The organism is Cupriavidus sp. TMH.W2, from assembly GCF_050847365.1.
Taxonomy (GTDB): Bacteria; Pseudomonadota; Gammaproteobacteria; order Burkholderiales; family Burkholderiaceae; genus Cupriavidus.
This window is the reverse complement of sequence record NZ_CP193793.1, coordinates 2,320,056-2,335,113: the sequence shown is the minus strand read 5'-3', so window position 1 is coordinate 2,335,113 and position 15,058 is coordinate 2,320,056. Positions and strand designations below refer to the sequence as shown.

12 protein-coding genes are annotated in these 15,058 nt (G+C 69.3%); 2 read left to right on the top strand and 10 right to left on the bottom strand.

Annotation, left to right across the window (positions count from 1 at the left end):
- Positions 1-21: 21 nt before the first annotated feature.
- A complete protein-coding gene (locus ACREYQ_RS27975) occupies positions 22-2,658 on the bottom strand; it encodes an MMPL family transporter (RefSeq protein WP_432261216.1) in 2,637 nt (878 codons plus the stop codon).
- A gap of 171 nt (positions 2,659-2,829) precedes the next feature.
- Here ACREYQ_RS27975 and ACREYQ_RS27970 point away from each other — a divergent pair, with 171 nt between their 5' ends.
- A complete protein-coding gene (locus ACREYQ_RS27970) occupies positions 2,830-3,474 on the top strand; it encodes an MlaC/ttg2D family ABC transporter substrate-binding protein (RefSeq protein WP_432261215.1) in 645 nt (214 codons plus the stop codon).
- A gap of 28 nt (positions 3,475-3,502) precedes the next feature.
- Here the strand turns inward: ACREYQ_RS27970 and ACREYQ_RS27965 are convergent, their stop codons facing one another.
- From ACREYQ_RS27965 to ispH, 6 genes are read right to left on the bottom strand one after another with little or no spacing between them, the layout of a single operon-like run.
- Positions 3,503-4,504 carry a lysylphosphatidylglycerol synthase domain-containing protein gene (locus tag ACREYQ_RS27965; protein WP_432261214.1) on the bottom strand — a complete coding sequence of 334 codons (1,002 nt, stop codon included), beginning with the start codon at positions 4,502-4,504 and terminating at the stop codon, positions 3,503-3,505.
- A 9-nt stretch (positions 4,505-4,513) separates the two neighbouring features.
- Positions 4,514-5,317, bottom strand: a complete 804-nt coding sequence (gene hpnK, locus ACREYQ_RS27960; protein WP_432262676.1) for a hopanoid biosynthesis-associated protein HpnK — start codon at positions 5,315-5,317, stop codon at positions 4,514-4,516.
- Between the two features lie 38 nt (positions 5,318-5,355).
- Positions 5,356-6,780 carry a hopanoid biosynthesis associated radical SAM protein HpnJ gene (gene hpnJ, locus ACREYQ_RS27955; RefSeq protein WP_432261213.1) on the bottom strand — a complete coding sequence of 475 codons (1,425 nt, stop codon included), beginning with the start codon at positions 6,778-6,780 and terminating at the stop codon, positions 5,356-5,358.
- A complete protein-coding gene (gene hpnI / locus ACREYQ_RS27950) occupies positions 6,777-7,943 on the bottom strand; it encodes a bacteriohopanetetrol glucosamine biosynthesis glycosyltransferase HpnI (RefSeq protein WP_432261212.1) in 1,167 nt (388 codons plus the stop codon). Before hpnI ends, hpnJ begins: the two co-directional genes overlap by 4 nt.
- A gap of 11 nt (positions 7,944-7,954) precedes the next feature.
- Positions 7,955-9,118 (bottom strand): adenosyl-hopene transferase HpnH, encoded by a 1,164-nt coding sequence (hpnH, locus tag ACREYQ_RS27945; RefSeq protein WP_432261211.1) that lies wholly within the window; start codon positions 9,116-9,118, stop codon positions 7,955-7,957.
- A gap of 21 nt (positions 9,119-9,139) precedes the next feature.
- Positions 9,140-10,153 (bottom strand): 4-hydroxy-3-methylbut-2-enyl diphosphate reductase, encoded by a 1,014-nt coding sequence (gene ispH / locus ACREYQ_RS27940; RefSeq protein ID WP_432261210.1) that lies wholly within the window; start codon positions 10,151-10,153, stop codon positions 9,140-9,142.
- Between the two features lie 219 nt (positions 10,154-10,372).
- Between ispH and hpnA the strand changes: the two genes are divergently transcribed.
- Positions 10,373-11,380 (top strand): hopanoid-associated sugar epimerase, encoded by a 1,008-nt coding sequence (gene hpnA / locus ACREYQ_RS27935; protein WP_432261209.1) that lies wholly within the window; start codon positions 10,373-10,375, stop codon positions 11,378-11,380.
- A 15-nt stretch (positions 11,381-11,395) separates the two neighbouring features.
- Here the strand turns inward: hpnA and ACREYQ_RS27930 are convergent, their stop codons facing one another.
- The 3 genes from ACREYQ_RS27930 to ACREYQ_RS27920 all read right to left on the bottom strand — a co-directional run bounded on the left by ACREYQ_RS27930 (position 11,396) and on the right by ACREYQ_RS27920 (position 14,994).
- On the bottom strand, positions 11,396-12,538 hold the full coding sequence (locus ACREYQ_RS27930; protein WP_432261208.1) for a glycosyltransferase: 1,143 nt from the start codon (positions 12,536-12,538) through the stop codon (positions 11,396-11,398).
- Positions 12,539-12,546: 8 nt separating this feature from the next.
- Positions 12,547-13,536: a ferritin-like domain-containing protein gene (locus ACREYQ_RS27925; protein ID WP_432261207.1), complete on the bottom strand. Its 990-nt coding sequence runs from the start codon at positions 13,534-13,536 to the stop codon at positions 12,547-12,549.
- A gap of 78 nt (positions 13,537-13,614) precedes the next feature.
- Complete coding sequence (locus ACREYQ_RS27920; protein WP_432261206.1) at positions 13,615-14,994, bottom strand: amino acid permease; 1,380 nt, start codon at positions 14,992-14,994, stop codon at positions 13,615-13,617.
- Positions 14,995-15,058: the final 64 nt, after the last annotated feature.

Below are 15,058 nucleotides of genomic sequence, written 5' to 3'. Positions count from 1 at the left end.
TCGGTCGCGAGAGGATTGTGATTATGGCCGGGCCGGCTTGCCCTGTCCCTGGTGGCTGCCTTCGCGCGGGCGGCCCATCAGGATCGGCTGGAAGAACACGGCGCCGACCAGCGTGCAGGCCAGCGACAGCGCCAGCAGCTTGCCCATGCTGGCGGTGCCGGGATGCTGCGACAGCCACAGGCTGCCGAAGGCGGTGGCGGTGGTGCCCGCACTGTACAGCACCGCATGCGTCAGGCTGGACTGCAGCAGCTGGGTCTTGCCGTGCCGCCAGGCAATCACGTAGTAGATCTTGAACGCGACGCCGATACCCAGCAGCAGCGGCAGCGCGATCACGTTGGCAAAGTTCAGCGCTATGCCGAACACCACGCACAGCTCCAGCGTGACGATGGCCGAAACCAGCAGCGGTATCAGCGTGCGCAGCACGTCGCCAAAGCGGCGCAGCGTGATCCACAGCAGGATGGTGATCGACACCACCGCCCAGATGCCGGCCTGCGCAAAGGCGGCCATGATGGTATCGGCCGAGCCGCGGATCGCGATGGGCCCGCCGGTGGCAGCCGGCGCCACGCGCTGCACCGCGGTGATGAAGCGGTCCAGCGCGGCCTCGCGCTGCGCGCTGGCGGGCGGCGGCAGCTTCGGGCTGATGCTGACCAGCGCGCGCCCGTCCGGGGTGATCCAGTCGCGCACCAGCTCGGGCGGCAGCGTTTTCTGGCTGACGGGCTGCGGGTCCAGCGCCAGCTTCAGCCGCGCCAGCGCCAGCTGCAGCGGCAGGGCGATGGCGCGCTCGGCGCGGTCGCGCGTGGCGGCGTCGGCGGCCGCGAGCTTTTTCAGCGTGGCGCCCAGGTGCGCGGCTTCGGCCGCGCCCGCGCCGGGATGTTCGTCGGCGGCGATGGCGAGCTGCCGCGCGGCATTGCGCAGCGCATTGACGCGCGCGGTGTCGGTGGCGGGCGCGGCGGTGGTCTGCGTGAGCGACGGCATCAGCGCGGCCGAAGCCTGGCCGATGGCCTCCAGCTTGGGCGCCTGGCCGTCGGGGATGAAGGTCTGCAGCGTGACGGCGCGCGCTACCTCGGGCAGCGCCGCCAGCTTGCCGGCGAGATCGTGCGCGGCCTGCAGCGATGGCGCCAGCACGCTGACATCGTCGGTGCCGGCTTGCGGCGCGTCCCGGAGCGCCAGCAGCGTGGCCATCGATTCGGACCTGGGGTCCTTCAGGTGCAGCGGGTCGAAGTCAAAGCGCAGGTGCGCCAGCAGCGGCGCGCCCGCCACGATTGCGAGCAGGGTCACCAGCAGCACCGGCCTGCGGTACCGGTCGAAGAACCGGTCCGCGGGCGCCAGCCAGGGGAAGCCCGGCGCCACGGATTCGCCGCCGGGTTTCAGCACGCGGATCAGCGCCGGCAGCAGCGTAAAGGTGGTGGCGAATGCCACCATCATGCCCACGCCGGCGATCAGCCCCAGTTCGGCCACGCCGCGGTAGTCGGTGGGCAGGAAGCAGAAGAACGCCGCCGCCGTGGCCGCGGCGGCCAGCGCCAGCGGTGCACCCACCCCGCGCGCGGACAGCCCCAGCGCTTCGACGATATGGTCGCGGTCATGGCGCTCGGCGCGGTAGCGCACGCCGAACTGGATGCCGAAATCCACCCCCAGCCCGACGAACAGCACCGCGAACGCCACCGAGATCATGTTCAGCGCGCCAACCATGGCCAGCCCCAGCGCGGCGGTGATCAGCAGCCCGGCAAACAGGCTGGCCAGCACCGCCACGATCAGCCGCGCCGAACGCAAGGCCAGCCACAGGATCAGGACCACCACCAGCACGGTCAGCGCGCCGTTGAGCGCGGCGCCGTCGCTGACCGAGGCGAATTCATCGTCGGCCAGCGCCTGCGGGCCGGTCAGGCGCACCGTGGCCTGGTAGCGCTGCGCCAGCTGCAGGTCGGCCGCGGCCTGCCGGATCGCGCGCGAGGCGGCGGCCCCGGCCTGCAGGTCGCTGTAGTCCAGCACCGGGCTGAGCGCGATATAGCTGTAGACCTGGCCATCGGGCCCGGGTTTGAGGCCGTCGTCGAGCAGCCCCGCCCAGGACAGCGCGGCGGGCTTGCCGGCCAGCACCCGGTCGAGCGCCTGCGCGCTGCCGCCCAGCAGCTTTGCCATGTCGCCCAGCTTGACCTGCCCCATCTGCAGCGGCAGGTTCAGCGTGGTGGTGAGAAGATCGGACAGGCCGCGCAGCGTCGGGTCGTGCGCGAGCGCATTGACCAGCGGCCGCGCCTGCGTGAGCTGCTGCGTCAGCTGACTGACTTCACCGGTGCTGGCGAACAGCAAGCCGTTGCGCGCGAAGAACGGCCCGCCGCCGGGCTGGCTGACCGCCGTGAAGCGCGCCGGCTGCTGGCGCAAGGCGGCGGCCAGGGCGTCGGCGGCGGTGTCGGCAAGTTCCGCTGCCGGCGCCTGCACCACCGCCAGGATCAACTGGTTGCGCTGGGGAAAGGCCTTGCCGATGGCCTCGTCACGCATCGCCCAGGGGGCGTCTGATTGCAGCAAGCGGCCGATGTCGGTGTTGATCGCAAAGTTGCGGGCCACGTAGACGCCGCTGGCGGCGGTCAGCAATGCCGCCAGGACGATGACACGCCACGGCCAGGCGGTGGCAAGCCGGACAATGCGTGTCAGCAGCGAAGTCAGCATGGACTTGTATGGAGGGAGCACAAAGCGCGAGTATATCGGCTGGCGGCGTGCCGCATCCGGCATGTGGGCCCCGGCAGCCGCGATTCAGGCCGATCCGCTGTAAACTGTCAGGTTGGTGCCGGCCGTAGCAGCGGCGGCATCGCCACATTGTGCTTTCCGGCTCTCGTATCCATGACGATTCACCGTTTGCTTCCCCTGGCGCCGCTTGCGGCGGTAGCCATGGTTTCCGTCGTGCACGCCCAGGCAGTCCAGCCCGGCGACCTGCGCGCCAGCCCCGAGCGGCTGGTGCAGGCCGCGGTGGAGGGCGTGATCGGCACCATCCAGTCCAATCCCGACACCCGTGCCGGCGATCTCGGCAAGATCACCGGGGTCGTGCAGAAGCAGTTCCTGCCTTATACGGATTTCCAGCGCACCACCCGGCTGGCGGTGGGCAGCGCCTGGCGCACGGCCACGCCGGAACAGCAGCAGCAGCTCCATGAGCAGTTCCAGATGCTGCTGGTGCGCAGCTACGCCGTGTCGCTGGCGCAACTGCGCGAGCAGAACGTCAGGTTCCGCTACCAGCCGGTCAAGACGGCCAGCGGCGCTACCGATGTGGTGGTGCAGACGCGCGTGATCAACAATGCCGACGAGATGCAGATCGACTACCGGCTGCAGCGCAGCGCCGGCGGCTGGAAGATCTATGACATCAACATGATGGGGGCGTGGCTGATCGAGGTGTACCGCAAGCAGTTCGCGGACATCGTCGCGCGCAGCGGGGTCGACGGGCTGGTGAAGTACCTGACCAGCCACAACGCGCGCCAGGCGTCCGACACCTGAGCCGGCGCCCGGGGTGGCCCCGGGTCACTCAAGGCGCGGCATGTCCGGTGTCCCGGCGCCGCCAGCGGCGCAGTTCCACCCATTGCCATGACAGCAGCGCGGGCACGCCGAACAGGATCTCCCGCGCGCGCTTGACCAGTGCCAGTGCCAGCGAGACCTGCGCGTCCAGCCCCAGCACCTGGCCCAGCAGCATCACCACCGCTTCCTGCACACCCAGCCCGGCCGGCACGAAAAACGCCACGTGGCGCGCGGCCTGGGTCAGCGATTCGATCGCCAGCGCCTGCCAGACCGGCACCGGATGGCCCAGCAGCCACAGCGCCAGCCAGATCTCCAGGGTGCCGCTGACCAGTCCGGCCAGCTGCCAGCACAGTGCCGTCGCCAGCTCGCGGCGGCGGCGGTTGAGCGCGCGGATATGCGCGTCGAGCCGCGCGCCGTCGATCACCGCGACGATGCGGTGATCTTCGCCAAACAGCTTGCGCGCCGCGCCTTCCAGCTTCTCGAAGATCGCCGTGTGGCGCAGCGACAGCGCGAACAGCACCGGCACCGGCAAGGACAGCAGCAGCCCGGCCAGGATGATCCAGGCGCCGCCGCTGTCATGCAGTGCAGCCACCAGCATCAGCACGCCCATGGCCGAGAACAGGTATTGCGAGAACAGCGTCACCATCACTTCGACCACCACGCTGGCGGCGACCGCGGTGGTGTCGTGGATGCGCAGCCGCGTCAGGCGGATGCCGACCAGCTCGCCGCCCACGCCCACGGTGGGCAGCAGGCGGCCCACCGCCTCGCGCACGGTGGCGACCCACCACAGGAAGCCCAGCCCCGCTTTCTCGTCGGGGTCGGCGGAGGTCAGCAGGACGCGCCAGCCCTGGGCGTCAAGCAGCAGCGGCAGCGCATGCAGGGGCACCAGCAACAGCAGCAGCCAGCCGCCCTGGGCCATGACGGCGGCAATGTCGCGGGCGCCCTGGTGGATCACCAGCGCGGTGAGCGCCAGCAGCCCGAGCAGGCCGGTCAGGTAAGCAAAGCGTTTCATCGTGAACGGTCAGGCACCGAGCACGTCGGCAAAGCCGCCGCGCCGGTTGGCCGCGCGCTCCAGCGCGGCGCGCACGCGCGGCGACAGCAGCGCGGCCAGTTCGTCGGCGTGGCGGTAGCCGCGCATCGACGTGGTGATGGCCTCGCCCGAGACCACGGCCGGGTGCAGGTAGATCTCGCCCACGCCCGCAGGCAACCGCGCCAGCGCCTGCAGCAGCGCCGCCTCGTCCATCTGCCCGCTGCGCGCGATGCCGACCACGTAGTCATTGTGCGCGATGCCGGCGCGGTCCAGCCGGCGCCGCAGCAGCGCCAGCCAGGGGCGCAGCAGCCATGGCGCGCCCGCCTCGCGCGGCAGGCGCATGGCGCGCAGGCCGTATTCGCGCCCGATTGACAGGATCAGCGACAGCACCGTCGGGTGCAGGTGGAAATGCTTGTGGGTGTTGACGTGGTCCAGCGGCAGGCCGGTGGCGGCGAAGGCTTCGAACTGCGCGCGGATTTCCGCCGCCAGCTGGCGGCGCACCCCGGGCAGGAAGAAGAAGCGGCAGCCGTCCAGCGCCATGGCCGAGCCGAAGCGGCCGTGCTGGTCGACCAGGCCGGGGATCTGCGCGGTCGGCAGCGTCGCGGGGCCATCGGCCAGCACCACGTGCAGCCCCACGCGCAGCGAAGGCAGCCGGCGCGCGCGCTCGACCGCATCCGCCACGGCGGGCGCGCCCACCATCAGGCTGGCGGCGTTGAGCACGCCGTCGCGGTGGGCCAGCTCCACCGCTTCGTTGACGGCGGTGTGCAGGCCGAAATCGTCGGCGGTGACGATCAGCGCGCGTTGCGAGGCACAGGAGAGCGCGTGGGGCAGGATCAGGCCTCGTGCGAGCGCAGGAAGCGGAAGAACTCCACGCCTTCGCGCAGGCGCCGCTTCATCATGTCCCAGCTGCCCAGCATCTCGCGCACGATTTCCCAGATCTTGCCGGGGCGGAAGTAGAAGCGCTTATAGAAGGTCTCCACGCCGTGGTAGATGTCTTCCTTGGACAGGTGCGGGTAGCTGATCGCCGCCAGCTGCACGCCCTTGTCGTTGACCAGGTTGATGACCTTGTTCTCCTCGAGCCAGCCGTTCTCCACCGCCTGCCGGTACAGCGTGGTGCCGGGGTAGGGCGCGGCCAGCGACACCTGGATCGTGTGCGGGTTGATTTCCTTGGCGTACTCGATGGTCTTCTCGATCGTCTCGCGCGTCTCGCCGGGCAGGCCCAGGATAAAGGTGCCGTGGATCTGGATGCCCAGCTTGCGGCAGTCTTCGGTGAAGCGGCGCGCGATGTCCGTGCGCAGGCCCTTCTTGATGTTCAGCAGGATCTGGTCGTCGCCGGACTCATAGCCCACCAGCAGCAGGCGCAGGCCGTTCTCCTTCATGATCTTCAGCGTGCTGTACGGCACGTTGGCCTTGGCATTGCACGACCACGTCACGCCCAGCTTGCCCAGTCCGCGCGCGATTTCTTCCACGCGCGGCTTGAAGTCGGTGAAGGTGTCGTCGTCGAACATGATCTCCTTCACTTCAGGCATGTTCTCCTTGATCCATTTCACCTCGGCGATCACGCTTTCCGCGGTGCGCGTGCGGTAGCGGTGCCCGCCCACGGTCTGCGGCCACAGGCAGAAGGTGCACTTGGAGCGGCAGCCGCGGCCGGTGTAGATCGACACATACGGGTGCTTCAGGTAGCCGATGAAGTAGTTGTCGATCTTCAGGTCGCGCTTGTAGACGGGTGCCACGAAGGGCAGCTCGTCCATGTTTTCGATCATCGGGCGCGGCCCGTTGTGTTCGAGCGAGCCGTCCGGCAGGCGGTAGGAAAGGCCGGGGATGTCCTTGAGCGGCTTGCCTGCCGCCACGTCCTGGCAGGTGTAGTCGAACTCTTCGCGGCAGACAAAATCCACGGCCTCGCTCGCGCCGAGCGTGCCGCCCGGGTCCACGGCGGGCTTGGCGCCGACCATGCCGATCATCACCTCGGGCTTGCGCTTCTTCAGTTCCTCGGCGAACTTGGCGTCGGTCGGGAACGAGGGCGTGCTGGTGTGGATGATGACCAGGTCGTAGTCGACGGCGATGTCCAGCGTCTGCTGCGGGGTCAGTTCGTCGGCCGGCGCGTCGAGCACGCGGCTGCCGGGCACCAGCGCGGCGGGCTGGGCCAGCCAGGTCGGGTACCAGAACGACTTGATCTCGCGCTTGGCCTGGTAGCGCGAGCCCGCGCCGCCGTCAAAACCGTCGAAGGAAGGGGCCTGGAGGAAGAGGGTTTTTTTCATAGCGGCCTCTGGGGAAGGATGCCGGTGGTAGATGGATTGTGGTTGGCGTGCGGGCGACGCGCAGGCATATCCCGCACCGACAGCACCTGCTCGCGCCACCGCACGCGCCTGCCGGCGAGTGCGGCGGCCCAGCCGGCCAGCAGCAGCACATCGCGCAGCGGCGCGCGCAGCGCCGCGCCGGCGCTGCCTGCGAGCACGCAGCGCGCAAGCACGCCGGCCAGCGCGACAGCCAGCATCGCCGGCAGCGGCGCCAGCCACGCGCCGAGCGCAAGCATCGGCCAGGTGAAGGTGATAAAGGTGAAAGCAAAGCCCGCCGGATTCAGCGAGCGGATCGTGCGCAGCCAGCGCAGCTCGTGGCTCCACAGGTCGGCGAAGCGGTTTTCGGTGACGTCCGTCGTCACCACGACATCCGACAGCACCGTCTGCAACCCGCGTTGCCGCGTCAGCTCGCCCAGCCAGAAATCGTCGGCCAGCCGGTCGGACAAGGCCTCGAAGCCGCCGATCGCCGCCAGCGTCTCACGCCGCAGCGCGATGGTCGCGCCAAAGGCAAAGCGGCGCGAGCCGCCGGCGTGCGCGATGCGCACCGACGGCGCAAACCAGTCGTCGATGAACTGCGCGCCCAGCCGCGACCACAGGCCGCCGGTCGGATTGCCGCGATACAGGCAGGTGACCACGCCCACACCGGAGTCCGCCAGCGGCGCGGTAACGCGCGCCAGGTAGTCCGGCGGCACGGCAATGTCGCTGTCGGCCACCACGAGGTCATCGTGTTTCGCCTGCGCGCTCAGGTTGATGAGGTTGCTGACTTTCAGGTTGCTGCCATGCACTTGCGGGTCGACCACGAGTGCGATGTCGCAGTCCGGAAAATCGCGGCGCAGCTGCGCCACCACCGCAAGCGCCGGATCGTCCGCCGCGCGCACGCCGAACACGAGCTGGAAGGCCGGATGCTGCTGCCGGCACAGCGTGGCCAGGTTTTCATACAGGCGCGGTTCGGCGCCGCACAGCGGCTTGAGCACGCTGACCGGACGCACTGCCGCGCCGGCGGGTGCCGGCCGCACCGCGTGCCGGCGCGAGCGCCATGCAGCGGCCAGCGCGTATCCCGCCGATACACAGGTCAGCGTGCTGCCCAGCAGGGTTGCGGCAAGTGTCGCCGGTTCCGCGCCCATCGGTGCTTGGTTCAGTGCGTGACCGCGGCCGGTGCCTTGGGCTTGGCGGCTTTGGCCGGCTTGGCCCGGCCGATCTCTTCAAGCTTGATCTCGACGTGGCGCGAGAACACGTACTCGGCCGGCCGTTGCTTGTCGAGCGCGATATCGGGGGCCATCGCGCCGCTGGTGCGCACGCCGCGCAGGCTCACGCCCAGCGCCTTGAGCGGGTGGGCGAAGGTGTCCGCCACGGCGGTGGCCTCGTAGCCGCTGTGCACCATGCAATCGGCGCATTTTTCGTAGTTGCCGGTGCCGTAGGCGTCCCAGTCGGTCTCTTCCATCAGTTCGCGGAAGGTCTTGGTATAGCCTTCGCCAACCAGGTAGCACGGACGCTGCCAGCCGAACACGGTGCGCGCCGGGTTGCCCCACGGCGTGCAGTGGTAGGTCTGGTTGCCGGCCAGGAAGTCCAGGAACAGCGTCGACTGGCTGAACGCCCAGTTCTTGCCGGCGCGGCCGCGGCTCAGGATGTCGCGGAACAGCTGGCGGGTCTTGCCGCGGTTCAGGAAGTGCTGCTGGTCCGGGGCGCGTTCATAGGCATAGCCGGGCGATACCGTGATGCCGTCCACGCCCATCGCCTTGACCGAGTCGAAAAAGCGCGCCACGCGCTCGGGCTCGGCATCGTTGAACAGCGTGCAGTTGATGTTGACGCGGAAACCGCGCTCCTTGGCCAGCCGGATCGCCTCGACGCAGCGGTCGTACACGCCTTCCTGGCACACCGAGCGGTCATGCATCTCGCGATCGCCGTCCAGGTGCACCGACCAGACGAAATACGGGCTGGGCTTGTACTGGTCGAGCTTCTTCTCCATCAGCAGCGCATTGGTGCACAGGTAGACGAACTTGCGCCGCGCGATGATGCCTTCGACGATGGCCGGCATGTCCTTGTGCAGCAGCGGCTCGCCGCCGGCGATCGACACCACCGGGGCGCCGCATTCATCCACGGCTTCCAGGCATTCCTGCACCGACAGGCGCTGGTTCAGGATAGGGTCCGGATAGTCGATCTTGCCGCACCCGGAACATTCCAGGTTGCAGCGGAACAGCGGTTCCAGCATCAAGGCAAGCGGATAGCGCTTCTGTCGCGACAGATGCTTGCCGACGATGTAGGCGCCCACGCGGGCGACCTGCAGGAATGGAATGGCCAAGGCAACTTCCTCTGGTTTGGTTCAGCCGGCGATATTCTCGTTGGCGGTGGCTGGTGTGGCGGCGGCTTCCTTGCCGGGCTTGCGCGGGGCCGCTTGCGGGGCGCGCGGCTTGACGTCGACCAGCTCGGCCGGCAGCCGGAATTCGGCATGCTCCTCGCGTCCGGCCATGGTGGTGACCTCGACCGGGCCCAGCCGGCGCAGCGCCGCGATCACGTCCTCGACCATTTCCTCGGGCGCGGACGCGCCGGCGGTGATGCCGACCACGTTGGCATTGCGCACCCAGGCCGGGTCAAGCTCGCTGCCCTCGGCGATCAGGTAGCTGGGCACGCCGCTTTCGGTGCCGATTTCACGCAGGCGGTTGGAGTTGGAACTGTTGGTCGCGCCGATCACCAGGATCACGTCGGCCAGCTTGCACAGGTCGCGCACCGCGCTCTGGCGGTTCTGCGTGGCGTAGCAGATGTCGCGCGTATCGGGGCCGACCAGGTTGCTGAAGCGGCGGCCGAGCGCCGCGATGATATTGCGGGTGTCGTCCACGCTCAGCGTGGTCTGGGTGACATAGGCCACGGGGGTGTCGGCGGGCAGGTCGAGCTTGCCGACCTCGGCCTCGTTCTGCACCAGGATCACCTTGCCCGGGATCTGGCCCATGGTGCCTTCCACCTCGGGGTGGCCGGCATGGCCGATCAGGATCACGGTACGGCCGCTGGCGGCGTACTGGCGGCCCTGGGTATGGACCTTGATCACCAGCGGGCAGGTGGCGTCGATGGCATGCAGCTGGCGCTGGCTGGCGTCGGCCACGACTTCGCGCGAGACCCCGTGCGCGCTGAAGATGGTCACGGCGCCGGTCGGCACTTCGTCCAGTTCTTCGACGAAACGCGCGCCTTTTTCCTTCAGTCCCTCTACGACGTGCTTGTTATGCACAATCTCATGCCGCACGAACACCGGTGCGCCGTGCTTGACGAGGGCGCGGTCGACAATCTCGATCGCACGCACCACGCCGGCACAGAAGCCCCGGGGCTGAGCAAGAATCACCTGCATGGAGTAAGCCCCCCGACCCTTTGTAATGGGTTTCAGTGTTTGTGATGTTGAGACGAAAAATGTGCCTGGTATCCGGCAAAGATCTGCCGCAGATCCACCGCAGATCACATTTTCGTCGCACGGTGGTTACTATATACCCGACACGCCGGCTTTGTCTGGAGGCGCTGTGATCAGCGCAAGCCTGGCCGCGGCGACTCCGTCTCATGGGAAAACGGGTTTATGACGAAAAACGATGACGTGCTGGTGACAGGCGCCTCGGGCTTTCTGGGTTCGGCGGTGGCGCGCCAGGCGCTGGCACGCGGTTTCCGGGTGCGCGTGCTGGTGCGCCCGCAAAGCCCGCGGACCAATCTGGCAGGGCTGCCGGTGACGGTGGCGGAGGGCGACATGCGCGATGCCGGCGCCGTGGCCGCCGCGCTACAGGGCGTGCGCTACCTGTTCCATGTGGCCGCCGACTACCGGCTGTGGGCGCCGGACCCCGAGGACATCGTGCGCACCAACGTCGACGGCACCCTGGCCGTGATGGAGGCCGCGCAGCGGGCCGGGGTCGAGCGGGTGGTCTATACCAGCAGCGTGGCCACGCTGCGCGTGGCCGGCGCGCGCGCGCCGGTGGACGAGACCGCGGCGCTGCGCCCGCACGAGGCCATCGGCGCCTACAAGCGCAGCAAGGTGCTGGCCGAGCGCGTGGTCGAAAAGCTGGTGGCCGAGCGCGGCCTGCCGGCGGTCATCGTCAACCCGTCCACCCCGATCGGCCCGCGCGACGTGCGGCCCACGCCGACCGGGCGCATCATCGTCGAGGCGGCCACGGGCAAGATCCCGGCCTTTGTCGATACCGGCCTGAACCTGGCCCATGTGGATGATGTGGCCGAAGGGCATTTCCTGGCGCTGGAGCGCGGCCAGGCCGGCGAGCGCTACATCCTGGGCGGCCAGGACGTGATGCTGCAGCAGATGCTGCGCGACATCGCGCAACTGTGCGGCCGGCGCCCGCCGACCGTGCAGCTGCCGCGCTGGCCGCTGTATCCGCTGGCCTATGGGGCGGAGGCGGCGGCGCGCTTTACCGGGAAGGAGCCCTTCATCACGGTCGATGGGCTCAATATGTCCCGGTACCGGATGTTCTTTACCTCCGACAAGGCGCGCAAGGCGCTGGGCTATCAGCCGCGGCCATACCAGGAGGGCCTGCGGGACGCGCTGGAGTGGTTCCGGGCACAGGGGTACCTGGGTCAGGGCTGATGGCGCCGGGCGCGCTCAGGACCGCACCGGCGCCTGCGCCCGGCCCTTCCACTGTCCGCCGCGCCGCAGCCAGTAGCGCCGTGCCGAGTCGATGGTCGCCCCCAGGTAGAACAGCGCCGTGACCGGCAGCAGCGGCGCCAGCCATGCCGGCTGCCGGTATTCGCGCAGCATCGGCAGGTAGGCCACGGTCATCGCGCCCCAGGCCAGCCATGCCGGCCACAGCCGCCAGCCGATCGCCAGCACCGGCGGCACCAGGTAGGTCAGCACCATGCCCGCCACCGCGCCGGCCAGCAGCAGCGGCGAATAGCGCAGTTGCGTGTAGGCGCTGCGCGCGATCATGTCCCACAGGCTGCGCCAGTCGTCATAGGGCCGCAACGACACGCTGTCGTCGGCCAGGTCCAGCCGGATGGCGCCGCCGGGCTTGATGCGCGCGGCCAGGCTGCAGTCGTCGATCAGTTCGCCGCGGATCGCGGCAAAGCCGCCGATGCGCGCCAGCGCCGCGCGGCTGGCCAGCATGCAGCCCCCGGCCGCGGCGGCCACGCGGCTGCGGGCATCGCGCACGCGGGAGAAGGGGTAGAGCTTGGCGAAGAAGAAGACAAAAGCCGGCACGATCAGCCGTTCCCACGCCGATTCGCAGCGCAGCCGGACCATCAGCGAGACCAGGTCGCGCCGTTCGTCCTCGGCGCGCGCCACCAGCGCCGCCAGCACGCCGGGCCCGTGCCAGATATCGGCATCGGTCAGCCAGACATAGCGGGCCTGCGGGGCGATGCGGTCCGCGGCGGCCAGTCCCTCTGACTGCGCCCAGACCTTGCCGCTCCAGCCGGCGGGCAGCGCGCGCGCGCCGATGACGGTCAGCCCCTGCGGGCGCGCCGTGGCCGCCGCGGCGGCGCGGGCGATATCGGCGGTGCCGTCCTGGCTGTGGTCGTCCACCACCACCAGCGCCAGCCGGCCGGGGTAGCGCTGGCCCAGCATGCCCGCCACCGCGCGGCCGATGACCTCGGCTTCATTGCGCGCGGGAATGATGGCAACCACCTCGGGCCAGTGCGCCGGGGCCGCCGCGGCCGGTGGCTTGCGCACGCGCCAGAAGCCCGCGCGGGCAAAGATCAGCACCAGCCAGACCACGAGCGACAGCAGCGACAGCACAAACGCAAGGTGCATGGCTTGCCTCATTTGACGAAGCGGCGCGCCAGCCGGGCCAGCCGCGGTACGGTTTCAGGGCGCAGCAGGCGCGCGTCGTAGCCGGCCATGCGCCGGTCGTTCTCGGCCAGGCACAGGTCGATCATGGCGCCCGGGGTCAGGGCTTCGCCCAGCGCCGCGGAACCGTTCATGGTGAAGTTGGCGTCCTGCGCCACGCCGTCGGCGTCAATGCCGCGGGCGATGCCGATGCGCTCCCAGATCAGGAAGGCCCACACCCGTGCCACCTTCAGCGCGAACGGCACGCGGCGCCACCACGGCAGGTTGCGCCGGTACCAGGCAGCCCAGTTGACGAAGAACAGGATATGCCGCCCTTCCTCCTGGATCACCGGCTCGAAGGTCTCGACCAGCTCGGCGGGGAAGAAGCCCGAGCGCCTGGCCGCGGCAAACAGGCCGAAGGCGAAGAAGCTGTCGATGCACTCGCTGTAGCCGGTGACCAGCCAGCCCCATTCCGGATCGTCCGGCGGCGGGTAGTCCGGCTCCGGCGCGAGCGCGATGCCGTAGGCTTCGACCAGCTTCGACAGCACCACCTTGTGGCGTGCTTCTTCGCCGCCATCCAGGTCCAGCGCGCGGCGCAGCAGCGGGTCGCCGACGGTATCGGCGAAGGTCTTGACGCGGACCGAGGCGCGCCCCTCGGTCTGCACGGCGATATCCCAGATCGGCAGCGAGGTGACGCGGTGCCGGGCCTCGGGCGACAGCCTGGGCCATGCGATCACGGCGGGTTTGTAGGGGTTGTGGGTCTGCAGCAGCATGTTGCAGAACATCTGCAGGTGCTGCGGCGAGCCGATGCGCACCGTTCCCGGGGTGGGGTCGGTCCAGTGGCGCATGGCGTGGTCGGCCTGCTCGACGGCGGTGCGGGCCACCATTGCGGCGACGGCGCGCGCGCGCGCCTCGGCGTCGGCGCAGCTGTTGCGCGGTGGCATGGCGGCCGCGCGGTCTGCAGCCTCTGTGGTCTCGGACATGCGGCCCCCTGGCGATGGATTGCCCGGGGGCCATTGTAGCGAGGTGCGCCGGCCGGCGCACCCCGCCAATGGTGCGGATCAGGCGCGATAGCTGACCGGCCCGCGCGAGCGCACGTCCAGCGCGTAGTAGCACACCGTCAGCAGCACCAGCCAGCCCGGGCCCACGTACAGCGCCACACGGGTATCCGGGAAGTAGGCCATCAGTGCCACCACCAGCCCCAGGAAGGCCAGCGCGATATACGAGCCATAGGGCCAGAACGGCATGCGGAAGGCCAGCGCCTTGCGCTCGGCCGGCGCCAGGTTGCGGCGGAACTGGATCTGGGTGACCAGGATGATGGCCCAGGTCCAGACCGCGCCGAAGGTGGAGATTGCCGTCACCCAGACAAAGACCTTCTCCGGCACCAGGTAGTTGAGCAGCACGCCGCACAGCAGGGCGCCGATCGACACCAGCAGCGCGCGGCGCGGCACGCCGTTGCGGTCCACCCTGGCAAAGGCGGCGGGCGCCTGGCCCTGCAGCGCCAGGTTGTACAGCATGCGCCCGGTGCTGAAGATGCCGCCGTTGCACGACGACAGCGCCGCGGTCAGCACCACGAAGTTGATGATGCCCGCGGCGGTCTTGATGCCCAGGCGCTCGAAGGTCAGCACGAACGGGCTGCCCTGCGCGCCGATCTCGTTCCACGGGTACAGCGACAGGATCACGAACAGCGCGCCCACGTAGAAGATCAGGATGCGCCAGAACACCGAGTTGATCGCGTCCGGGATCGACTTCTTCGGGTTGCGCGCCTCGCCGGCGGTCAGGCCGATCATTTCCACGCCCAGGTAGGCGAACATCACCATCTGCAGCGACATCAGCACGCCCGAGGCGCCGTTGGGCATGAAGCCGCCGTGCTGCCACAGGTTGGCGATGCCGGTGGCGACACCGCCGTTGCCAAAGCCGAACACGATCATCGCGCCGCCGCCGAACAGCATCAGCACGATGGTGACGATCTTGATCATGGCGAACCAGAACTCGAACTCGCCATAGGCCTTGACCGCCATCAGGTTGACCGAGCCCATCGCGGCCAGCGCGGCCAGCGCCCAGATCCAGCGCGGCATGTCGGGGAACCACATGCCCATGTAGATGGCCACGGCGGTGATCTCGGCCACGCACGTCACCAGCCACAGGAACCAGTAGTTCCAGCCGGTCAGGTAGCCGGCCAGCGGGCCCATGTGGTCCTGCGCGTAGCGGCAGAAGGAGCCGGCCACGGGGTTGTGCACGGCCATTTCACCCAGCGCGCGCATGATCAGGAAGATCATCGCGCCGCCGATCAGGTAGCCCAGCATGATGGCGGGGCCGGCCATCTTGATGGCGTTGCCGGCACCCAGGAACAGGCCCACGCCAATGGCCGAACCCAGCGCCATCAGCCGGATATGCCGTTCGCCCAGGCCGCGTTGCAGATGTTCTGCGCTTGCACTCATGTGTCGTTGTCTCCGTGTCTTCAGAATGGCCGCGCCGGCCTTCGTGGGGCCGGCGGGAGCAGCT